Source organism: Pseudomonas sp. ML96, assembly GCF_000761545.1.
In the GTDB taxonomy this organism is placed as follows: domain Bacteria; phylum Pseudomonadota; class Gammaproteobacteria; order Pseudomonadales; family Pseudomonadaceae; genus Aquipseudomonas.
Map to the genome: position 1 here is coordinate 1 of NZ_JPMY01000029.1, position 20,818 is coordinate 20,818.

Here is a 20,818-nt window from a genome sequence, read left to right on the forward strand (position 1 = left end):
AGAACCATCCTGACTACTGCAAGCGCTACCGCGAAGACCCGAGGCTGCCGGCCAACCCCTATAAGGCCTATGCTGACGCCGGCTGGATCGACTGGTACGACTACCTCGGCAACGAAAACCCTAACGCTGCGCTAGCGGGCTACCCGGTTATGTGGGCAAGTGTTGAGAGGTGGCTGAAGACCCAAACGAACATCACCGGAAAGAAATCCGCGATCAGGGTTCTTCTGGGCGGTTTCTATCAGGATCAGAGGTTGCCCGACGAACCCAGGCACCTGCTGCTGCGGGCCAATCCATTCCCTACTGAGGCCTATCAGCTGTTCATTGAAGCCCAGGCTGAGTCCCTGAAAAGGCCTTATCACAGTGCGATCACGGCCTTTTTCGGCTGGCTCTTGGATGAACACTGCACCGATGCAGACGCGGACGAGCGCATTGTTCTTGCTGAGTACCGGAACCCCTTTCAGACTGTGCTGGCCGGCTTTGCCGATAGCTTGCAGGCCTACCGGTCCAACCAGTCCACCAAGCCGCCGCTCGGTTATGAATACATCCTCCGGTCGCGCAATTTCCTCGTGCCGAACGGCGAGCAGGTATTGCAGACACGGCCCAGCCTGAGGGATTTGCCCCACCTACGAGACTTCTTTGCGACCCGCGCCGACTGGATTTATGTGGACGAGTCGTTGATTGATCGCGACGATCCGAACTGCATCTGGCGCAAGGTCAAGGCTGACCGCAAGATGAAAGACAAGCGCGAAGTGGTAGATTGCTATCAGATTTGGTCGCCTGTTCGCTTCGTGGCGCTCTACACGCTGCTGCGTTTTCCGCTGCGCGGCCAACAGATTCTCTGGCTAGACAGCGGCGAAGCAGATGACGAAATTGCCGTTCTTGATCCTGAGCATGGCGGTGTTCGCTGGGAGAAGAACACCGCCCCTCTTGCTGGAAAAGGGAGCAAGAAACGCCGCCGGCAAGCTGCTGTGCAGCGTGGCGATAACGACGCCCCGAAGCTCTATGTGACTACCAATAAGACCGGACGCAAGGACGGCGGCTACGAAGTTCCGTGGATTCCTGATGACCTGCTCTATTGGTTCCTCTTGCTGCGTGACTGGCAAGCCAAGTACAACCCACTGAAAGAGCCGACGCGCTGGTCTGACATCAAACTTCGCGCCGAAACCAATGAGAAGATTTTGCAGGCGCGTGGCACCCAATGCTTTCTGTTCCGCACGGACGCCTCGGGTCAGCCGGCACTCACCACAACGGCTTTCACCCACACCTTGCCAGCATTGCTCTACGCGATTCAGCGCTCTGGCGAAAACCTTGCCAGCAAAAGCCCCAAATTCAAAGCCAACAATCAGCGCTATCTCAGTCCCTACACACCGCACAGCCTGCGCGTCAGCCTGATTACGGCGCTCATCGCAGACGGCGGCGCGCCTATTCACCTGATCTCTAAGCTGGTCGGCCATACCTCGCTGGTTATGACGATCTACTACACCAAGCTGAACAACGATCAGATGCGCCGCACAATGGGCGAGACTGAAAAGCGCACCGCTCATATCGCCACTCAGCGCCATGCCGAAACGGTAAGGACACAGGGATTACAGCCGCTTCTCAATCAACTGATTGCAACAAGCGGTAATCGCTCGCTGCTCGAATCTGACGTGCCCAACTCGGCCTGCATGGTGTTCGATTGCGGCATCTGCCCAATGTCAGGCGCCGCATGCCATATCGGCGGCGAGGCTATCGCTGACAGAAAGGTTGAAAGTCTCTATGCACCTGTCGAGGCAGGCTACCTCGGTAAGAGGAACTGTCCGCGCTGCCGCTTCTTCGTTACCGGGGTTCCGTTCCTCGGTGGGCTGGTGGCGCTGGCCAACGAAATCGCATTAGAGATTCACGCGGAAAGTGCACGTTTTCAAAAGTACACGGAAGAGGTTGAACTTTTGGAACAGGCATTTTACGACCTGTGCCAGGCGAGTCAGCTAGACACCCAACAGGAGCAGGCAGAGCTTAAGCGATCGAGAGCAATCCAAGAGCAGAGCGCTGGGAAGCTCGATGGCCTGCTGGCTGACTATGTAGCCGTCAATCACTACGTTCAGGGCTGCCTGAAACTCATCAATGAAGGAGAGCAGAGCGGCGAAGGTGAGAATGGCGTCAGACTGATGGCTGGTGGCGATCTTGCCGAGGTTGGTGTCGCCTTTGAAGATTCCAAGACGAATTACCATTTGCTGGCCGAAATCTGCCAGAACGCGACCATCTATCGTTCAGCCAACCCATCGCGTGCCGTACCTCTGATCGCCCAGGCTATCGATCGTATGGCCGAGAACAACGGCTTGGCACCGGCTATGTTCAGGCTCGACGACGAACAGAAGCTGGTCGTTGCCAACGAGATGAACCGGATTCTCTTTCAGCGTTTGGGTTCCTGGGAAATGATCGACAATGTGGTCTCGGGCAAACTGATGCTGCTCGACATTGACACTCACGAGCCGGAACTGACGAGCATTTCGACCGAGATCGGACAGCTTCTCTCCAATCCCAATCGCGTGCGCCAGTTGACCCACGAGGCTCCTATCAGTGAGTGACCAACTTGTTTCGCCGCAGGACACCTACGAGCGGCTGATGAGCGAGGCCAGCGATAGTCGTCGTAAGCGCAGCCTGGAAGCCATCAACGAAGCGTGCCGGCTGCTGCATGAGCGGCATTCCTCGGACTTCTCTTACAAGACCATCATCACCCTTGGCAAAGACCGTGGGCTGCCGGTTCCCGGCGAAAAGGCCATAGTCAATACGACTGGCGCGCATTACCGGGAACTGATCCAGTCTTGGAGACTCACGTCGCTGCCCAAGGCCAGTAAGACAAAGGCTGATCCAAATGATTGGATCGATCACATCCAAGACCCAGTGCTGCGTATGAGTGTGAGACTGCTCGCTAAAGAGTTGCGGGCGCTCAAGGCCAAGGAGTCGCGTAAGGCTAAGCACAGTGGCGCACCGATCATCCTGGGAAGCACAGCGTTGTCGGCCCTTACCACTCGGACGCTCCTCAATGCTGCTGAGTTGGCAGCATTGAAAGCTGCGATTGATCCCTCGTTGCTTGGTCAAGCGGGGCTGTCGATTGGCAGCAGGGGCGAATTGGTGGATGCGAAAGGAAGGAGAATCCACAAACCTGGCTTCCGAGATGCGATCGAGAAAATTCTAGCAGTGCAGGTGGAGTGATTACGGACGTCTAGGTCACGCGGCTCAACTTGCTAGCGAGTGTCGAGATGGGAGGGAAAAAGAGAAAACCCTACAGGGGGTCACAAGAAGGAGCGACTACGCAGGCGGGGGCGCAGTCGCGTTAGCTATTGATTCAATTTGGTAGCGAGTCGGCGTATTCGTAACCCGCGCTAGTCACCTCGAATATCGACCCCTTCACGCCTCTACCGAGCAAATAACCAGCTGCGACCAGTTCACGCAATGCCCCTTGCCATTTCGCAGCTTCGCGCGCTCCGCCATCACCCCCAAACGATTTTCTATTCGTCTGGATCGAACTGTCACCAAGGCTTGCAAGGCTCATAACGGTGCCACTTGAGTCCTGCGCCGCTTCTTTAATCAGAACGTTGGCCGCCTCGCTCAACCCTCGCGCCACACTGGGAACGCCAACAGCCGCTACCTCCCGAGTAATAGGCTGTGCGCCTAGCAAGGTGTTGATGTGGATACCCAGATGGCGATTTAGCGCCTCTATGAACTGCGACTCATCATCAAACTGGTGGTACAGCCCACGGGACTGGCAGGACTTCCTGAACTCTTGCAACCGGTCGTATTCATCCCGGTCCACCGACCCCAGAGCCACCGGCTGCTCGGAGAAGTACAACAGCGTTGGCTTTCCTGCCTGAATATGTCGCTCAATTTCCTCAACCGTTCCGCTTTCGAAATCGGCAGTTGGTGTTCCAAGACGAGTCCAAAACACACCAACAAGGAGATCAGCCTCCGACAATAGCGTCTGGTTAATGATCTCCTGTGCAGGGGCACCCATGTTAGGGGCCGAACTCGTCTCCCATCCTAGGGGAAAGAGAATTGCCTTGCGGTGCTTGGTATTCACCTCATTCCAGAGATGTACGGACTGCCGAATTTTTGCCCTCGCCCAAGCCACGTCGCCCGGAGAGGCGATGAACACGTTGTATAACGTCACTCCATAACTCACGACGACTACCTCTTCATGTGATAGGACGTCGCGGTTATAGCATCACGTCAATGCGAGCACTATCCGGTCATCACTAGATGTTATCGGAGACTTTGGCCGTCTCAATGCCTTTCATACCCGCCCTGCCTCCGCCGGAACAGCAGGCAACGCAGGACTGGTGTTCTCCCGCGGCAGAGTCACCTCGCCGGCCGACATGGGTCAAAGGATGTGGTGCAGTGAAAAGGCCCAGGTCGCACTGGGCCTCAGATATCAATCTTCGGACTCTCGTTCGTAATGGGCTTTAAGTTCAGCCTCAGCACCAACGGTAAGAGATTCCACGGCCGCTTGGATTTCAGCTTCCGCAACATCAGGATCACCAGCAACATCACCGATCTCGGACAGCACCACTGTTAGCTGCACCCCAACATTGGGCTCTGGTATAGCGATGATGTCCGAGGGGGCACCCACTGGCTTAGGCACCGCCGCCAATTGCTTTGGTTGCTGGCCACGCAGCGGTACTTCCTTCACGGTTGCAGTTGCAGTGCCAAGCTCTCGAAGCCGAATGTCCTGCAACGCAGTCGGAACAGCGGCAGTTGCCGTGATTGCAACCGCCATGTTTATTTTCCCTGCCTTCGCGTCTTTACTACTGCAAGCGCTTGTGCACTTCGTCATTGAAACGCTGTTCTTCGCGTAGGCGTATATCGGAACGAACCGAATCGCCTTGCCGTGGTGATCGACTCTCAGAACCACAACCGCTGCTGGGTAAACAGGTTTTGGCCTAACTACTTTCGCAGTGTCCTCCGCCTCCGGGCCTTTTTCACCATTCATTTCCAGCAGCGGGCCACGATAGGCCACTATGCAGCGGGCATCCGCCAATGTTTGGCCTGTAACAAAAGCTCTGAACTTCGTAGACTTTGAAGACTTTTCTTTTACCCCTTTCACATATTTACTTGCTGCTGCACCACCAGCTTTGATTGCCAAATTGACCACAATAGGCACCCATATCGCCTCAGTTAACGCCTCAACCTCTCCTTTCTGGGTGCAATGCTCTTCTAGAATCTTCCCACCTGCGCCCCATATTGGATTTTGAGCCTTCGGGTTTTTAAGCACCTGAAGTATCCCAACATCATCTTTCTCTGCTTGAGACTCAATCTTGTCTGTCATCGCGATCTTGAAAGTTTCACACCCTCCCAACGACAGCATCATTATCAAAGCCAATACCCTGCGCATATCTGCTCTCCTTGCATTGTGTTGGAGCGCTGAGCGTAGATTCCGTAGCGGCCATGTGCCACCTCGCCCTAGATTGTCCGCCGGGGTTGGCGTCTCAATGCCCCCCATTCCCGCACTAGGCGCCGCAGGCACAGGCGGCGACACTGGGCTGGTGTTCTCGCGTACCTGCGCCACCTCGCCCTGGATGTTCGGCGACTTGATGTTCATCGCCGTGGTTGTGACAGGCTGCGGAATGTTTAGGTCGTCACCAGGCTGGTTCTTGTGGCCGGCCTGCTGCTAGAGCACGTCCGCGATAGGCGCGATCATAGGCAGCATCCATCTAGCAGAAAGCGGTCCGTGCTGTGCTTAATGGACAGTGAAGGTGACGCCCAAATACTGGGCGTTAACCATTGGGAATGGGTACGCCTGCGTAAGCAAGTTGACGACTTTCCGCTGCTGGACGAGACGGCACTCGATGCCGTTAAATTCCCTGAATTCATGGCTGGAGAGCTCAGTAGAGCTCAAAAGCAATAGCCCTAGGAGGGCTATCTAAGGGAGCAAAGTGGAAGAAGACGAATACAGGGCGTATAAAGAAGTCGCCCGCGAAATGGCGGTTGGGGAAATTGCTGACGCAGCCGCGCCGTTCAACGCTCCTGAGTTGGTGCTGGGCGAAATCACTGAGGCTGCAATTGACCAGTATGATCGTTGGCTCTCCAGGTACGACTTTGGCTGGGAGCGAGTGATCAGATGGAAGGCCAAGCCCGCGCACTTACCTGCCTTGGACATCGCTGTTTGGCACAACAACACCCTAGCCGGTCTTTGCTGGGCCAGTCCTCGTGACAGCAGGGACAAGGTCTTTGTCTTGTATCTCGAAAGGAACCCCGACGACCAATTGGTGACTAAAGGGTATATAGCCCCGCTTTGCTTAACCGCTGTACGAAACTATGCAAGCCTGCTGGATATGAAATACGTGGTGATTAGCGATCCAATTCCAGAGGTTCGCAACACGTATCTCGCGCAGGGCTTTCAGCAGATCCATGGCATTGGCCTTGCCTACGATCTGTCGCAGGACTATGATCCGGCCGAAGAAGAGGGACTCCACGATGAAATCTAAAGTCAAGAGCGATCCTCGCGCTATAGCACGGGCAAAGATCATGCGGATTCAGCGTTCTAGCTGCTATCGCAGCTTTCTGACTCCAGAGTCCGTAGATGCGTTTGGCCGCGTAAAAAGCTCGGCGTACGCTGGTAAGTCTTTGTCGCCTGCCTGCGAGTCAGAGAACGCTCCGAGAATGTAATTCTGAATCGAAAAGAACCGGGCTTTGCCCGGTTTTTTTTTGCCTGCTTTTTCATGTCCACTGGCGGAGCAGACCGAGGTTCAACCGTGCGATGCATAGCCATGGCCAGGTTCGGGCCGTCGCTAACCGGTCATTAGGTGCCTCTCACGTGAAGCCTGGTAAATAAAAAGGGGCGGTTACCCAGGTCTTCAGAAACTGGAAAATATTTCCGCAACAGCACTGTTATGGCGGGCGGGAGCGGCGCTATACGAGTCGCGAGGGGATGAGGGAGGTGCGCCCAACTCAGCGAGATAAGGAGTTAAATCGGTGAGAAGAAAGGAGCTGTAGCCATCTGAGCCTCTCTGCTAGGGGGCTAGATCTAAGATACAGGGCTTGAAGCATCACCATGAAGAAATCGGAGCGCATCGATCTTTTCGAGCGTCTCATGCAGAGATCGCAAGTCACCTTTAGCCATGACCTCAAGCGGCGAGTGCCCGTTGAAGAACTCGTTGTGATTTGCCATCGAGGGGAAGCCGTAAGCGTTTTCAGGGTTGGCGAAGACCGTACGGAGCACTGCGTGAATGTTTAGCACCAGGCTGATCCGCTGCAACTGCTCGGAGTCTAGGGGAACAGACCATTCTGGTCCCTGTTGCTTCGCGCTCGTGTAAGTACTTTGCGAAATACCGAGGATGTGACAGGCCTGCTCTGACGAGCCTTTCCACTTGTCTAGGACGTTCAGCGCTGCGCGCAGCCCGATAACGCCTTGCTCTCTCGTCACACTGTGGAGTGGCACATCTGCGGCCATGTTCAAGTCTCGGATGAGGTCCTTTTGGACAGTGTCGGTCTAAGTCAATCCATTGATCAAGCAACCTAACTCCTGCCTTAGCTCGTTGCGCTACAGGCCCACCCACCATAGTTCGGGACGAACAATTGCTGCAGGGTCTCTGCCAGCGCCTGTGCCGCAGCTGACAATTCGATCCCGTCCTGCTTGATCAGCCCGATTCTCCGTTCGATTTGAGGATCGTTGATGGTAATGCAGCAGGCCCCCAGCTCTTGCATCTGCTGCTCACAGATACTGGGCACGATACTGACCCCCAATCCTTGCTGAACCATCCGTCCAATGGTTGTGAATTGATGGCTTTCAAAAGCTACCGGTAACTGCCCAACCTGAGACTCAATGACCCTTCGAACTGCTGAGGGTCTTTGCAAGGCAATGAATGGGTGCGCTTTCAAAGCGTGCCAGTTGATCTCTGTCAGTGCATGGAGGTCGCTGTTTGGGGGCACTACGGCAATGAATCGATCCAAATAGATCGATATGAACTCCAACCCATCCAGGTTATCTGGCTCTAGAACCACGCCTAGTTCGACCCTGCGATCGCGAACCATCTCCACCACTTGCTCGTTGATCACGTCATGCACGGTGACATTGATCCTCGGATGCCGGTCCCGAAACGCTTTGATTGCTTGAGGCAAGCAGTTGGCGGCGAAGGAGGGCATGGCTGCGATCGAGACACGGCCGAGCTGCAAGGTGAAGTGCTGACGCAGAAGGTCTTCGGTGTTCTCCCACTCTGCCAGCAGTCGCTGTGCGATCGGTAGCAGGGTCTCGCCCTCTGGCGTCAGCGCAACGCTGCGTGTTGTGCGAGACAGCAAAGGCCCACCCAACGAGGTTTCGAGGTTCTTTATTGCCAGGCTAAGTGCCGGTTGCGACATGTGCAGGCGCAAGCAGGCCTGCGCAAAGGACAGGCTCTGGGCAACGGCAAGAAATGCACGAATCTGCTTGATGGTCATTGTTCTGCTTTATAAATCAATTCAAATGAAAAACAAAATTAACAAATTAGTCTGAATTGCAGAAGCTACCGCCATCGCTGGCTAGGGGTCAGCAAGAACAAGAAGAGGCGCATAGCAATGGCTGGGCTGGACAAGCGGGTGGGTAGTTACGAAGAGGCTCTAGCCGGCCTCGAGAGTGGTATGACTCTATTGTCCGGAGGCTTTGGCCTGTGCGGGATCCCAGAGAACCTGATTGCCGAGATCCAGCGTCGAGGAGTGCGTGAGCTGACCGTGGTGTCGAACAACTGCGGTGTCGACGGCTTTGGGCTGGGCGTTCTGCTAGAAGACCGGCAGATCCGCAAGATGATTGCCTCGTACGTAGGCGAGAACGCTTTGTTCGAACGACAGCTTCTGGACGGGGAGCTGGAGGTCGAGCTGACCCCGCAGGGAACCCTTGCGGAAAAACTGCGAGCTGGTGGTGCAGGCATTCCTGCTTTCTTCACTGCAACCGGCTACGGCACTCCTGTCGCAGAAGGTAAAGAGGTTCGTGAGTTCAACGGCCGTCATTACATCCTGGAGCCAGCGATTACCGGAGACTTCGCCATAGTCAAAGGCTGGAAGGCAGATCACTACGGCAACGTGATCTACCGGCACACAGCTCAAAACTTCAATCCCCTAGTGGCTAGCGCCGGTCGAATCACTGTGGTCGAGGTGGAAGAAATCGTGGCTCCTGGCGAGCTCGATCCCACCCAGATTCATACCCCCGGGATTTACGTGGATCGCGTCATCCAAGGGCGATTTGAGAAGCGCATCGAGAAGCGCACCGTTCGCTCCTGAACCCAGAATTCGAAGAGGATCGCCCGAAATGGCTTTGACCCGTGAACAGATGGCTCAGCGAGTTGCGCGTGAGCTCCAGGATGGTTACTACGTCAATCTTGGTATCGGCATTCCTACCCTGGTTGCCAACTACGTACCAGATGATATGCAGGTGATGCTGCAGTCCGAAAATGGCCTACTTGGTATGGGCGGCTTTCCCAGTGAGGAAGAAGTAGATGCCGACATGATCAACGCAGGCAAGCAGACCGTTACCACAGTAAAGGGCGCGTCGATTTTCAGCTCGGCAGAGTCCTTTGCCATGATCCGCGGAGGCCACGTAGACCTCACTGTGTTAGGTGCTTTTGAGGTCGACGTCGAGGGCAACATTGCTTCTTGGATGATCCCTGGAAAGCTAATCAAGGGCATGGGGGGAGCAATGGACCTGGTGGCCGGGGCGGAGAACATCATTGTCACCATGACTCATGCCTCGAAGGACGGAGAGTCGAAGTTGTTGCCTCGTTGCTCTTTGCCTCTGACTGGTGCGGGCTGCATTCGCAAGGTACTTACTGATCTGGCTTTCCTCGAAATCGAGGGTGGCGCATTCATCCTGCGAGAGAGGGCGCCGGGTGTCAGCATTGCGGAAATCGCTGAGAAAACGGCAGGGCGGCTGATCGTGCCAGACGACGTTGTTGAAATGCAGTTCTAACCCGTTTCTGCCCACGCGAGCTCCTCTTATCTGGTGTTCGGAAAGGACGTGGGCACTTTCTTGCTGTTTGCTCAGGGGCTCTAGCCATGCATGAAGTCGTCATCGTTGCCGCCACCCGTACCGCCATCGGTAGTTTCCAAGGCTCCCTGGCCAGCGTGCCCGCCGTGGACCTTGGTGCCGCGGTGATCAAGCGCCTGCTGGAGCAGACTGGCATTAACGGAGGGGACGTCGATGAGGTGATCCTTGGCCACGTGCTGACCGCTGGCGCCGGGCAGAACACCGCTCGCCAGGCCTCGATCAAGGCCGGCCTGCCCAACGCCGTACCGGCGCTGACCCTGAACAAGGTCTGCGGCTCCGGCCTCAAGGCCCTGCACCTGGGCGCTCAGGCGATTCGCTGCGGCGACGCGGAAGTGATCATCGCCGGCGGCATGGAGAACATGAGCCTCACTCCTTACATCACTTCTTCCGCGCGAACTGGCCAACGTATGGGGCACGGCATCTTGGTCGATTGCATGATCCAGGACGGCCTGTGGGACGCCTTCAACGACTACCACATGGGCGTAACCGCGGAGAATCTGGTGGAGAAGTACGGTATCAGCCGTGAGGAGCAGGATGCCTTCGCTGCCGCCTCCCAGCAGAAGGCTGTAGCCGCCATTGAGGCCGGCCGTTTCGTCGATGAAATCACCCCAATCCTGATCCCTTCGCGCAAGGGCGATCCGGTCAGCTTCGCCAAGGATGAGCAGCCGCGCGCCGGCACCACCGCCGAAGCCCTGGGTAAGCTCAAGCCAGCCTTCAAGAAAGACGGCAGCGTCACTGCTGGCAACGCTTCCAGTCTCAACGACGGCGCCGCCGCAGTGCTGCTGATGAGCGCCAATAAAGCCAAGGCCCTTGGTCTGCCAGTGCTGGCCAGGATCGCTGCTTACGCCAACGCCGGCGTCGATCCGGCGATCATGGGTATCGGCCCGGTCTCGGCGACCAAGCGCTGCCTGGAGAAAGCCGGCTGGCAGCTGGCCGACCTCGATCTGATCGAAGCCAACGAAGCGTTCGCCGCCCAAGCCCTGTCGGTGGGCAAGGAGCTGGGCTGGGACGCGGCCAAGGTCAACGTCAATGGCGGCGCCATCGCCCTCGGCCACCCCATCGGCGCCTCCGGCTGCCGGGTGCTGGTGACCCTGCTGCACGAGATGATCAAGCGCGATGCCAAGAAGGGCCTGGCTACCCTGTGCATCGGCGGCGGGCAGGGCGTGGCCCTGGCAATCGAGCGCTAAACCCTCGAGTTTGTATCCGGCCATCGCATGGCCAGATACCTCGTAGCGGCAAATGCGATTAGCGAGTTGGGGATCTCATTCGCTAGCGTGCCAGTGCTCGCTATAACAACAAGAAAGGCTGTCGTATGAAGTTCCTGCCGCCATCTCTTTTTAGGCTCAATTTCTCTGCTGATCCGCGACTCCACCTTGGTCGCTCCTGTGCACCTGCCAGCTGGAGGTCACAATGAATCAGCTGGGACGTCTGCTTGGAAACCTGTCTGTTGGAGCCAAGTTGTGGGTCGGCTTTGGCTTGGTCCTGCTGCTAACCGCGGGGGTTGCTGCGACAGCTTTCAGTTCGATTTCTACGCTGCAACAGCGTAGCGAGCGTTTGCGTGGTGAGCTGCAAGTACAGGCTCGGGTCTTACAGGCTCGCATTGCTGAGAAGGATTTTGCGCTAGCACTGGATGCTCGCTCGGCTGAGCAAGTACGCCTGATCGTTGAGCAACTACAAGGGCAGCTTTCTGGTGATGGAAACGTCACTCATCAGGAGATGATCTCGGCGGCGCAGGCATACCTTAAGCAGTTCGAGCAGTATGCTTTGTCGTTGCGCCAGCTCCACGAGGCGCGGCTGCAGATGCAGCAAACGGCTCGTGTAGCTGCAGAGAGTTTTACTGCAGTCTTCCTCGATCAGATCGATGCGCTAACCACCGCGGCCGAGGGGCAGGGTGGGGAGGCCATGGAGCAGTCCGCTCTGCTGGAGCAAAGCGCAGCGCTGCGGGACAAGCTGACCCAAGTACGAGATAGCGAGCTGTCCTATAGCTTGGGGAGCGACCAGAGTCGTCGAGCCGACTGGGAGATGGGCATGAGTGACGTGCTTGCTGCCATAGACACTCTGGCGCTGCGAGTCGGGGAAGAGGGACAGACCTCGTTGCGAGAGGCTCGCGAAGCTCTTGCGGCCTATCGGAAAGCATTTACTCAGTTCGCAGATAGCCGTGACCGGATTAGCAAAGCCACCATCGGCATGCAGCAACAAAGCGAGCAGCTGGGCGACTTACTGGCTGCTCTGGAGCAGGAACAAGCAGGAGCAATCGCGGAAGATGGCAGCAGTGCCTACAGGCAGCTGAGCGTCATCACCCTACTGGCGTTAAGCCTTGGTATCGGAGCCAGTTTGCTTATTCGTCAAGCCATTCTGCATCCGCTGCGGCAGGCCGTAGCATTGGCGCAGCGTATTGCTGAGGGGGATCTGGGTGGCTCCCCTGAGAAAGCGATACGCAAGGATGAACTCGGGCTGCTTTTGCGTACATTCGGAGGCATGCTCGACAGCTTGAGAGGGCTGGTGGGGCGTATCAGTCAGGGAGTGGATCAGCTCAACGGGACGGCTGGCACCTTGGCCTCAGTGATAAGCAATACCCACGCAGGAGTAGAGCAGCAGCGCCAGGAAACTGAGGTCGCCGTGAGCTCTATGCAGCAGATGAGCGCAACTGCTCGCGAGGTTGCACGTAACACCTGTGAGGCCAACGATGCCGTGGTGCAGGCCAATGAGCAGGCGCGAGATGGCAATCGACTGGTCCAGCAGGCTGCTGACAGGACCGAGCTACTGGCGCAGGAGATGACTGGCTGTGCCGAGGTGATGAACGAGCTCCTCGGAGAGTGCTCGGCAATCAGTGGGGTGCTTGTCGTCATCAAGTCAGTTGCTGAGCAAACCAATCTGCTTGCATTGAATGCTGCGATCGAGGCTGCTCGAGCGGGTGAGCATGGTAGAGGCTTCGCCGTGGTCGCCGACGAAGTGCGAGGGTTGGCTCAGAGAACACAGGCTTCCACCGGTGAGATCCAGACACTCATCGAACGTTTGGGCCAAGTTGCACAACAGGCGGCTACGCGTCTGCAAGAGAGCCGAGTTCTGACCGACGAATCTGCAGGTCTTGCTGGGCAGGCGTCTGTCGCGCTGCAACGTATCACCCAGGCCGTTGCCACCATCGAACGGATGAATCAGCAAATCGCCACTGCTGCCGAGCAACAGAGCATGGTGGCGGACGAGGTGAATCACAGCATTACCCGCGTTCGCGCGGTAGCAGAAGAAAGCTCGCGGCAAAGTGTATCGCTGCAAGCTTCGACTTCAGATCTACAGCAGGTCAGTGGCGTACTCAATCTTGCTGTGGGCCACTTCCAGACCTAAGCACTGATGCAGCGTGTGATACTCGACTTTTCCAGATCGATCTTGAGCTCGACATGCGTTATCGACGGTTGAATCTAAACCTATTGGTCGCCCTGGATGCGCTGCTCGATGAAGGCAGTGTTAGTCGGGCAGCGGAACGTTTGCATCTTGGACAGTCTGCAACTAGCGCAGCCCTAGGACGGCTTCGGGAGCACTTTGGCGACCCTCTGCTTGCCCCAGTAGGTCGCCGGTTGGAGCCTACTGCTCTGGGGCGTAGCCTTCACCCGAAAGTCCGAGAGGCGTTACGCCTGGCGCGCGAGGTTGTGGAGGCTCCGTTGCATTTCGAGGCCGCTGGTTGCGAGCGGCATTTCACCATAGCTGCATCCGACTATGTCGCAGCGGTATTGCTGCCGGAGGTAAGCCGGCGGCTGTCGAGCGAGGCCCCCGGTGTTAGCCTGAGTATTCGGGATCTACCTCGGCCAAGAGACGGCGACGTGGTCAGTGAGGCACTCGAATACCGCCATTGCGATCTGGTTATCGTCCCGCCGCAGCGCAGCAACACCATTTACCCCCAAGCAGAGCTCCTGGCCGATGAGTTGTGCTGCATAGTAAGTGCTGATCACCCAGGGCTTGAGTTGGGGTTGAGCCTTGCGGACTACTGCGCAGCCGAACACGTGGTGCGCGAGTTTGCTGATGGGGAGCAATCAGGTGTAGAAGCTATGCACCTGCGCGAGCTAGGGATCGAGCGTCGCCGAAGCGTGGCTGTGGGCAACTTCGCATTGATGGCGGAGTTTGTGGTGGGAACGCCGCGGGTCGCTACGCTGTTTCGTCGCCAGGCTGAGGCGTTGGCGAGACGTTACTCAGTAAGAGTGCTTCCATCACCGTTGGCGTTTCCGCCGGTATGCCAGGTTTTGCAGTGGCATCAGCACCAGGACCTAGATCCGGCCCTGGCGTGGTTTCGCAGTTTGCTGATTGAGCAGGGCGCTCGCCTGGCTCAGTCCGATTGCTGACGCTCTCCGGTATCTGCTACTAGGCCGAGCTCTGCAATCGCGACTAGGGCGCAGTGCTCGTCGTTGTCTGAAGTGTCTCCGCTGACGCCGATAGCACCGAGTAAATTGCCCTCGCTATCGCGAAGCAGCACGCCGCCGGCCGCCGGAATCACCTCTCCATCCGTAAGGCTGTTAATGGCGTCGAAGAATGCAGGCATTGCTTGCGCTCGTCGTGCGAGTTCCCGCCCGCCAAAGCCCATACCGAGGCAGCCACGAGCTTTGCCAGTAGCAATGCGAGGGCGTAGGAAGCTAGCGTGTTCATCACGGAGTACGGCAAGCGGGTGACCGGAGCTATCCAACACTGCCGCCGCCATGGGCTTCAGACCAAGGCGGCGCGAAGCAAGTAGTGTTTGCTGAGCGAGCCGGGTGGCGATTTCGAAATCGATGGGCATCTCAGTGGCTCCATTTCCCGAGTTGGCTAACGCGATCCCGGGTGTAAAGGTCGGTCCACTTGAGCGAGTTGAAGTCGGAAACTTGCTTGGGGTTGTAGGCGCGTTTCTCGACGCTGATTAGCTGCCCACCCTTGATGACCTGTAGACGGCTTGGGTCCTGCAAGACACGGATATTCTCGAGCGGAGATCCATCCACAATCAAAAGGTCCGCATGCTTGCCGACCTCTAAAGTGCCAAGCAGGTGTCCCTGGGGCATGAAGCGTGCGCCGTTGGCCGTGGCACACAACAACGCTTCTGCCGGGGTAAACCCTATTAACTCAACCAGCAGCTCCAGCTCACGAGCATGCCACTCGCCGTATGGGGTGACGGCAAAGCCACTATCGCTGCCGCAGGCAAATGGAACTCCTGCAGCTTTGGCACGACGCAGTACGGAGGCGCCGAGCTCCAGAGTCCGTGCGCAGTAGCCGGCATAGCCCGTGGAGATGGCCGGATCATGTGGCTGGCAGAAATCCACGGTGTTTTTGGGGAACGTCATGGTGGGGGCCAGGGTGCTGCCTGACTCGAGAATGGCCTCGATGCAGTCGTCGTCCATGTAGAAGGCATGGAAGATCAGATCAACGCCGGCACGAGCGGCATTCATTACGGCTTCGCGACCATAGGCGTGGGTTGCCACTAAGCAGCCAAGACGGTGGATTTCCTCGACCATCTCGCGGGTTTCGTCAGCGGTGAAGGCAGCGATGATCTCGCCATTGGGGCGGCGGTGCGTGCCGTCCATTGCAATCTTGATCAAGTTCACGCCGTCTTTGGCTTGTTTGCGGATCTCAGCGATGGCGTCGCTGCGACTGGTGATCAGGGCCGCGGTGAAATACTCGGGCGCGCCGACACGGCTTGGAAACCAGTCATTGAGGCTTTGCCGGTTAGTTATGACACGGCTGCTGGCTGCGATTCTTGGGCCTTCAAAAAGTCCCGCATTGACCGCATTGCGAACAGCAATGCTGAGCTGTCCGCTGTCTCCTGGGCAAACCATGCTGGTGACGCCTGCGGCCAATACGTGTTGGGCGAAGAACATGCCGCGCAGCGCACGGAACTCGTCGCTAGTCCAGATATCGATGTCCTCCTCGCTCTGCGCGTTACCGAAGGCAAGGTGGGTGTGAACGTCGATCAGGCCTGGCATGACAAAGCCCGCATGCTGTTGACGATCATGTGAGCGCATAGCGGGGGCTTGGTTGCGGGGGCCGGCATAGGTGATCAGGCCATTTTCGATCACCAATGTTTGGTGCTGTGCAGCTTGCATCGAGGTGCTATCGAACAGGCTGGCGCAATGCAAATGGAGGGCGCTCATAAGGCGTTTTTCCTTGTTGTTATGGTGCTGGAGGCAGGCTAGGTCGCCAGCATTGGCCATAACCAGCAAATGTCCTCAATGCTCTGCTATCGATACGGTCGATACCTTCTGGAAGCCCCGTAGACGTTGGTTCTCAGGTCAATTGGGTGGCGACGAAGTACAGCATCGCGATTTGCGATAGCTAGCATGCTGAGTCGCGATTTTCCTGCCGGTCGGGCTGGAACTAGGGTGCGCGTGCCATCGACAGGATGGCGTTCGCATGTACCCAAAGGAGGGCCGCGTAATGAGTGAAGTTCAGGAGATTCTGCAGTTGGAGCAGCAACGCCAGCAGGCCTTGATGAGTGAAGATCAAGCCGCTATCGAGAGGTTGTTCGCCGAGGACCTGGTGTACGTGCATACCACAGGGTTGGTGCAGACCAAGGCCCAGTATCTCGAGTATGCCCGCACGGCAGTTCGGTACTTGGAGGTGCAGCGTGGGGAGTTGCAGGTGCAGAGTTTGGGGGAGGGCGTACTGCTGATGAGCGGCCCCCAATGCAATGTCCTACAGAAACGTTCAGGCGGAGACGCGATTCGGGCTGAGGGATTTGCATCCCAGGTCTGGGTGAAACGAGAGGAGAGCTGGCAGATGGTGCTGTTCCACGGCACAAGGACCATGTCGTAAGCCAATAGCTGGGGAGTCTTTTCAGTCAGGGGTTTGGTTGTTATGAGCCTTGCTCCATGACTGAAGCCTATCTGTTGGGAACTGATAACAAACAAAAAGCCAGACGAAAAAAACGGCAGGGCGTACGCACCTGCCGTGGGAACACCTCGTAGCGTCGATTCTACTTAGTGAGGAGATCAGGCAACACGACCGCCAAGGGTCTCTGCAATCCAGTCGGCGATGTACTGACCTGCGTTGATGCTGTTGTCGAAGCTAGAGTGCTGAACACCGCCTTCGCGGTCGGTGAAAATCTTCAGCTCGCGTTTTGGACTGTTGATCAGTTGCTCGTAGGTACGGTGTGCCCACTTCAGCGGAATCTGCGAGTCCTTCTCGCCATGGGTTACCAGGAATGGCACCTTGATGCGATCCAGAACGCCATCGAGATGGACGTTCTCGGCGATGGTCATGAACTCATCCATGTCCTTGGCGCCCCAGACCCATTGCACGTGAGCCCAGTAGTGCGGCACAGGTAGGCTGCCTTCTCTGTCCAGGCGACGCTTCTGCACGTCACGCCAGTCATGGTTAGCGCCCCAAACCACACCGCAAGCGAAGCGCGGTTCAAACGCGACAGCACGCGGGCAGTAATAGCCGCCTAGGGAAACCCCCTCCAGGCCGATGCGTTTGGCATCTATGTCGGTGCGGGTCTCCAGCCAGTCCACCACTCGGCTAGCCCAGTGCTCGCTGTCGTAACGAGCGGTGAGACCTTGCAGGCGGAGAGCCTCACCAGTGCCCGGCTGATCGATGATCAACGAAGAGACACCACGCTTGGCTAGCCATGCAGGCAGGCCGACGCGATATTTCATTTCCTTGGTGGAGTCGAGTCCGTTGACTTGAACCAGGATCGGCGCTGGACCTTCTACGCCTTCAGCGCGCACATACAGGCCGGAAATGTGCTTGCCCTCATAGGGAATCTCAACTCGCTCGCAGTTTTCCTTCGACAGCGCCACGCCACGAGCAAAGGTGTCGAGGAAGCGCTGATACAGTTCAAGCCGACCTGGAGCACCATGAGCTTGCAGGCGCTCGCATGTCAGGTAGTAAGTGGCCGCACGATTGTACTTCTCGCCGGCAGAAAGCAAGCGCCCGAGGCTCTCGTCTTCCTGCGCAAGGGAGCACAGCTTGTCGGCCATCTTCGACCAAGTCTCACGGAAAGCTTGGGTGCCAGCTGCATCGGGCTGCTTGGCCGCTTCGGCCAGCGGCTTGCACATCTCCTCAATTTCGCCAATACGGGCGCCCATCTCGATGGCAAGGTTTACAGACAGGTCCCAGACGTAATTAGTGGGGAAGTAGCGGAACATTCTTATTGTCCTTTTTGGTCGTCTAGACACGCCCGCAATGCGGGCGAAATGCCGAGCAACCTTAGGGACGGAGCAAGCCAGTTGGCCAATCGTTACGACGGATGCGAGGTATCGCGCTATGCGATGGCTGACTCGGCTGTATCTACGGTTGTGATGAACTCCAGGATGCGCTCGCGCAGCCAGCGATGCATGGGGTCGCCGTCCATGCTGCGGTGCCAGAACATGTACTCATGCATGACAGGAATTTTCACGGGCGGCGGGAGAATTCTTAGCGGTAAGTACTTGGTGTAAATGCGTGCCAGGCGGCGGTGCATTGTGGCGATGCGATGGGTACCGATTACCAGCTGGGGAAGGGTGTTGAAGTCATGGGTGATGACTTCAAGACGCCGGTTGAAGCCGTACTGCGTCATGAACCACTCCTCGATGCTTGGATGTCGGTTGCGGCCGAACCCCACCGAAACATGGCCCATTTCCATGTATTGCTCCAGCGAGAGCTGCTCGCCTACAAGCTCATTCTTATCCCAGACCACGCACACATGCTCTTCCTCGAAAAGCAGCTGCGAGGGATGCCCTTCAATGATGTATCTCTCTGGCGCGATCATCAGATCGACTTCGCCGCGCACGACTAGATCTGCATCGCTTGGAGCGATCAGTTCGAAGGTAATGGATGGGGCCAATTCGTGGATCTTCTGGATGACCTGTGCAAGGAGCACGCTGATCAAGTAGTCCGACGTCATGATCTTGAAGTGGCGCTTACTGGATTGCGGCTCGAATACCACCTTGGTCGTTATCGAAGAGCGGATAGTCAGCAGCACCTCCCGGACAGGGATGGCGAGTTCTAGGGCATAAGGAGTTGGCTGCATTTTTCGGCCAACCTGCACCAACAGGTCGTCTTCGAAAAAATTCCTTAGCCGACCCAGTACGCCGCTAGTGGCAGATTGGGTCATATGCAGTCGTTCAGCCGCGCGGGTGATGTTCTGCTCTTCAAGCAATACATCCAGCGCGACCAGAAGATTCAGGTCGAGATGGTTGAAACGCATGGCACGGTCCGGCTTGTTGTATTTATTTTCGAGATACCTTGGCCTCCAACCATTGAGTCGTCAACCAATCTTCGTCGCAACATTTGTCCATAGCGCGGGGAACTGGAGCTTCAAACTGGTATCGCGTTTGGCGATAGGTCGCATCCTGACACGCGATTAGTCACCTATATCCCCATCCTTCATCTTCCGCTCCCAAGTCGGGGCGGCTCATTGCTGCCCGACCTCCACCACCGGCGCTCTGCCAAGGCGCCGGCAGAACAATTTCAATGGAGTGGTAGCCATGAAAATCATTGGCCTTGACGCCTTGGTATTTGGCGTTGACGACATCCAGGCCTGCAGCGACTGCCTGCGCGACTACGGCCTGAAACCTTCCGAGCTGAGCGAGCGAGGAGGGCGGTTTGAAGCACTTGATGGTACCGCCATCATCATTCGTCGCAGCGACGATTCCTCGCTGCCTCCAGCTATGGGGCCTGCGCCGTCGCTGCGCGAAACCATTTACGGTGTTGGCTCCAGCCTCGACTTGGATGCGATTGCGGACGAACTCGGTCGCGATCGTGAAGTGCGGCGTGATGCTGACGGCGTACTGCATGCCTTCGACGATCTGGGCTTTGCGATCGCTTTCCAGGTCACCTGCCGTCGCCCATTCGAGGCAGAGGCAGATCTGACCAACGCCCCAGGATCCGCACCTCAGCGGCCGCTGAACAAGCCGGGAATCACTCTCGATATGCCGGCAGTACCTCGCACGCTTTCGCATGTGGTGTATTTCGTTCCGGACGCTGCTAAGGGTGAGGCGTTCTACCGTGACCGCCTGGGCTTTGTAACTACCGACACCTTTGTTGGAGTTGGTCCGTTTATGCGCACTAACGGCATGGACGATCACCACTGCCTCTTCATGATCCAAACCCCTCCGCATATGAAGGGTTGCGAGCACTTCACCTTCCATATGGGCAGTGGCACTGAAGTGCTACTGGCTGGTCGCCGTTTCGAACAGAAAGGCTGGACCAGCTTCTGGGGCCCTGGCCGCCATCTCTTTGGCTCCAACTGGTTCTGGTACTTCAACAGTCCTCTGGGTTGCCACATCGAGTACGACGCCGACATGGACAAGCACGATGACGAGTGGGCGGCACGCGTGGCGCCTATGTCCGCGGACAACTCGCAGCTGTTCCTGTTCTCGTCGAAAGAGAAGTGGGCGCCGGGCGGCCCGCCGCCCAAGCAGGGCTAAGCATGCTGATTGCGCTCTGCAGGCTCGATGAGCTGGCAGAAGGGCAGTCGCGCGGATTTGACCCGCTGCAGCAGGGAAAAGACAGCCTGTTTGCTCTGCGCAGCGAGGGAGTGGTTCGCGTGTATCTGAACAGCTGTCCGCACCTGGACGTGCCGTTGCAGTACCGCAAAGACCGCTTCATGTCTGCCGATGGGTCTCGAGTTGTTTGCTACGCGCATGGCGCGCAGTTTCTTCCTAGCAGCGGCCTATGCGTTTACGGGCCTTGTTTGGGGGAGCGACTGCACGCTGTGGGCTGTGTTGAGCGAGACGGTTGGTTGATGGTCGACAACGCGGATTTGCTCTGAGGCAGGTATCGCGTTTGGAGATACATCAAATCCGGACACGCGATTAGTCAGATTCCTCAAATGCCCGGAAGCTGCTGACACGAGGTGCTAAGCACCCTGGCCAGCTCCGGCTCGAAGACAAG

The 20,818-nt window shown here is 57.1% G+C and carries 19 protein-coding genes and 2 pseudogenes; 13 read left to right on the forward strand and 8 right to left on the reverse strand.

Annotated features, from left to right (window positions below; all coding sequences use genetic code 11):
- Together IP89_RS15060 and gmtX are read left to right on the forward strand one after the other, a co-directional pair.
- The coding region (locus tag IP89_RS15060; RefSeq protein WP_043310414.1) for a VPA1269 family protein at positions 1–2,567 on the forward strand (2,567 nt) is incomplete at its 5' end.
- Positions 2,560–3,195, forward strand: coding sequence for a gamma-mobile-trio protein GmtX (gene gmtX / locus IP89_RS15065; protein WP_043310415.1), 636 nt, complete (start codon positions 2,560–2,562; stop codon positions 3,193–3,195). The genes IP89_RS15060 and gmtX, both read left to right, overlap by 8 nt.
- A gap of 133 nt (positions 3,196–3,328) precedes the next feature.
- Here gmtX and IP89_RS15070 read toward each other — a convergent pair whose 3' ends face one another.
- Positions 3,329–4,150: a hypothetical protein gene (locus IP89_RS15070; protein WP_081963263.1), complete on the reverse strand. Its 822-nt coding sequence runs from the start codon at positions 4,148–4,150 to the stop codon at positions 3,329–3,331.
- 261 nt (positions 4,151–4,411) lie between these two features.
- Positions 4,412–5,371: a hypothetical protein gene (locus IP89_RS23390; RefSeq protein ID WP_156115065.1), complete on the reverse strand. Its 960-nt coding sequence runs from the start codon at positions 5,369–5,371 to the stop codon at positions 4,412–4,414.
- Between the two features lie 541 nt (positions 5,372–5,912).
- Here IP89_RS23390 and IP89_RS22810 point away from each other — a divergent pair.
- The gene (locus tag IP89_RS22810) at positions 5,913–6,464 is read left to right on the forward strand and encodes a hypothetical protein (protein WP_156115066.1); all 552 of its coding nucleotides are present in this window, start codon (positions 5,913–5,915) and stop codon (positions 6,462–6,464) included.
- Between the two features lie 539 nt (positions 6,465–7,003).
- Here the strand turns inward: IP89_RS22810 and IP89_RS15080 are convergent.
- Positions 7,004–7,429 carry an antitoxin Xre-like helix-turn-helix domain-containing protein gene (locus IP89_RS15080; RefSeq protein ID WP_052081100.1) on the reverse strand — a complete coding sequence of 142 codons (426 nt, stop codon included), beginning with the start codon at positions 7,427–7,429 and terminating at the stop codon, positions 7,004–7,006.
- A 77-nt stretch (positions 7,430–7,506) separates the two neighbouring features.
- A complete protein-coding gene (locus tag IP89_RS15085) occupies positions 7,507–8,412 on the reverse strand; it encodes a LysR family transcriptional regulator (protein WP_052081101.1) in 906 nt (301 codons plus the stop codon).
- A 117-nt stretch (positions 8,413–8,529) separates the two neighbouring features.
- Here IP89_RS15085 and IP89_RS15090 point away from each other — a divergent pair, with 117 nt between their 5' ends.
- From IP89_RS15090 to IP89_RS15110, 7 genes and pseudogenes are all read left to right on the forward strand, one after another.
- Positions 8,530–9,228, forward strand: coding sequence for a CoA transferase subunit A (locus IP89_RS15090; RefSeq protein WP_043310417.1), 699 nt, complete (start codon positions 8,530–8,532; stop codon positions 9,226–9,228).
- A 28-nt stretch (positions 9,229–9,256) separates the two neighbouring features.
- On the forward strand, positions 9,257–9,913 hold the full coding sequence (locus IP89_RS15095) for a CoA transferase subunit B (protein WP_043310418.1): 657 nt from the start codon (positions 9,257–9,259) through the stop codon (positions 9,911–9,913).
- Between the two features lie 86 nt (positions 9,914–9,999).
- A complete protein-coding gene (locus IP89_RS15100; RefSeq protein ID WP_043310419.1) occupies positions 10,000–11,178 on the forward strand; it encodes an acetyl-CoA C-acetyltransferase in 1,179 nt (392 codons plus the stop codon).
- A gap of 1,000 nt (positions 11,179–12,178) precedes the next feature.
- Positions 12,179–12,475: pseudogene (locus tag IP89_RS23920) on the forward strand (HAMP domain-containing protein); the annotation flags it as partial.
- Entirely contained in the window at positions 12,470–13,333 is an 864-nt protein-coding gene (locus IP89_RS23925) for a methyl-accepting chemotaxis protein (RefSeq protein WP_371261954.1), read from the forward strand. The pseudogene IP89_RS23920 and the gene IP89_RS23925, both read left to right, overlap by 6 nt.
- Before the next feature lie 53 nt (positions 13,334–13,386).
- Positions 13,387–13,575 (forward strand): annotated as a pseudogene (locus IP89_RS23930) (LysR family transcriptional regulator); the annotation flags it as partial.
- 72 nt (positions 13,576–13,647) lie between these two features.
- Positions 13,648–14,322 (forward strand): LysR substrate-binding domain-containing protein, encoded by a 675-nt coding sequence (locus IP89_RS15110; RefSeq protein WP_371261955.1) that lies wholly within the window; start codon positions 13,648–13,650, stop codon positions 14,320–14,322.
- On the opposite strand, the gene IP89_RS15115 is transcribed toward IP89_RS15110, so the two are convergent.
- Positions 14,307–14,753 (reverse strand): heme-binding protein, encoded by a 447-nt coding sequence (locus tag IP89_RS15115; RefSeq protein ID WP_043310423.1) that lies wholly within the window; start codon positions 14,751–14,753, stop codon positions 14,307–14,309. The genes IP89_RS15110 and IP89_RS15115 overlap by 16 nt on opposite strands.
- A gap of 1 nt (position 14,754) precedes the next feature.
- Entirely contained in the window at positions 14,755–16,095 is a 1,341-nt protein-coding gene (locus tag IP89_RS15120; protein ID WP_043310425.1) for an amidohydrolase family protein, read from the reverse strand.
- Between the two features lie 283 nt (positions 16,096–16,378).
- Between IP89_RS15120 and IP89_RS15125 the strand changes: the two genes are divergently transcribed.
- On the forward strand, positions 16,379–16,756 hold the full coding sequence (locus IP89_RS15125) for a nuclear transport factor 2 family protein (RefSeq protein WP_043310426.1): 378 nt from the start codon (positions 16,379–16,381) through the stop codon (positions 16,754–16,756).
- A gap of 176 nt (positions 16,757–16,932) precedes the next feature.
- On the opposite strand, the gene IP89_RS15130 is transcribed toward IP89_RS15125, so the two are convergent.
- Positions 16,933–18,090, reverse strand: coding sequence for a S9 family peptidase (locus IP89_RS15130; protein ID WP_043310427.1), 1,158 nt, complete (start codon positions 18,088–18,090; stop codon positions 16,933–16,935).
- A gap of 116 nt (positions 18,091–18,206) precedes the next feature.
- Positions 18,207–19,130 (reverse strand): LysR family transcriptional regulator, encoded by a 924-nt coding sequence (locus IP89_RS15135; RefSeq protein ID WP_043310428.1) that lies wholly within the window; start codon positions 19,128–19,130, stop codon positions 18,207–18,209.
- 280 nt (positions 19,131–19,410) lie between these two features.
- On the opposite strand from IP89_RS15135, the gene IP89_RS15140 reads away from it, so the two are divergent.
- Positions 19,411–20,352, forward strand: coding sequence for a VOC family protein (locus tag IP89_RS15140; RefSeq protein WP_043310429.1), 942 nt, complete (start codon positions 19,411–19,413; stop codon positions 20,350–20,352).
- Positions 20,353–20,354: 2 nt separating this feature from the next.
- Positions 20,355–20,696, forward strand: a complete 342-nt coding sequence (locus IP89_RS15145; RefSeq protein WP_043310430.1) for a Rieske 2Fe-2S domain-containing protein — start codon at positions 20,355–20,357, stop codon at positions 20,694–20,696.
- Positions 20,697–20,818 lie beyond the last annotated feature (122 nt).

Bases quoted from the DNA above. Each gene is read 5' to 3' on its own strand.
- IP89_RS15120 (WP_043310425.1), bottom strand. From the start codon at position 16,095: ATGAGCGCCCTCCATTTGCATTGCGCCAGCCTGTTCGATAGCACCTCG.
- IP89_RS15115 (WP_043310423.1), bottom strand. From the start codon at position 14,753: ATGCCCATCGATTTCGAAATCGCCACCCGGCTCGCTCAGCAAACACTA.
- IP89_RS15145 (WP_043310430.1), top strand. From the start codon at position 20,355: ATGCTGATTGCGCTCTGCAGGCTCGATGAGCTGGCAGAAGGGCAGTCG.
- IP89_RS15140 (WP_043310429.1), top strand. From the start codon at position 19,411: ATGAAAATCATTGGCCTTGACGCCTTGGTATTTGGCGTTGACGACATC.
- IP89_RS15130 (WP_043310427.1), bottom strand. From the start codon at position 18,090: ATGTTCCGCTACTTCCCCACTAATTACGTCTGGGACCTGTCTGTAAAC.
- IP89_RS23390 (WP_156115065.1), bottom strand. From the start codon at position 5,371: ATGCGCAGGGTATTGGCTTTGATAATGATGCTGTCGTTGGGAGGGTGT.
- IP89_RS15080 (WP_052081100.1), bottom strand. From the start codon at position 7,429: ATGGCCGCAGATGTGCCACTCCACAGTGTGACGAGAGAGCAAGGCGTT.
- IP89_RS23925 (WP_371261954.1), top strand. From the start codon at position 12,470: ATGCTCGACAGCTTGAGAGGGCTGGTGGGGCGTATCAGTCAGGGAGTG.
- IP89_RS15095 (WP_043310418.1), top strand. From the start codon at position 9,257: ATGGCTTTGACCCGTGAACAGATGGCTCAGCGAGTTGCGCGTGAGCTC.
- IP89_RS15100 (WP_043310419.1), top strand. From the start codon at position 10,000: ATGCATGAAGTCGTCATCGTTGCCGCCACCCGTACCGCCATCGGTAGT.
- IP89_RS15135 (WP_043310428.1), bottom strand. From the start codon at position 19,130: ATGCGTTTCAACCATCTCGACCTGAATCTTCTGGTCGCGCTGGATGTA.
- IP89_RS15090 (WP_043310417.1), top strand. From the start codon at position 8,530: ATGGCTGGGCTGGACAAGCGGGTGGGTAGTTACGAAGAGGCTCTAGCC.
- IP89_RS15125 (WP_043310426.1), top strand. From the start codon at position 16,379: ATGAGTGAAGTTCAGGAGATTCTGCAGTTGGAGCAGCAACGCCAGCAG.
- IP89_RS15085 (WP_052081101.1), bottom strand. From the start codon at position 8,412: ATGACCATCAAGCAGATTCGTGCATTTCTTGCCGTTGCCCAGAGCCTG.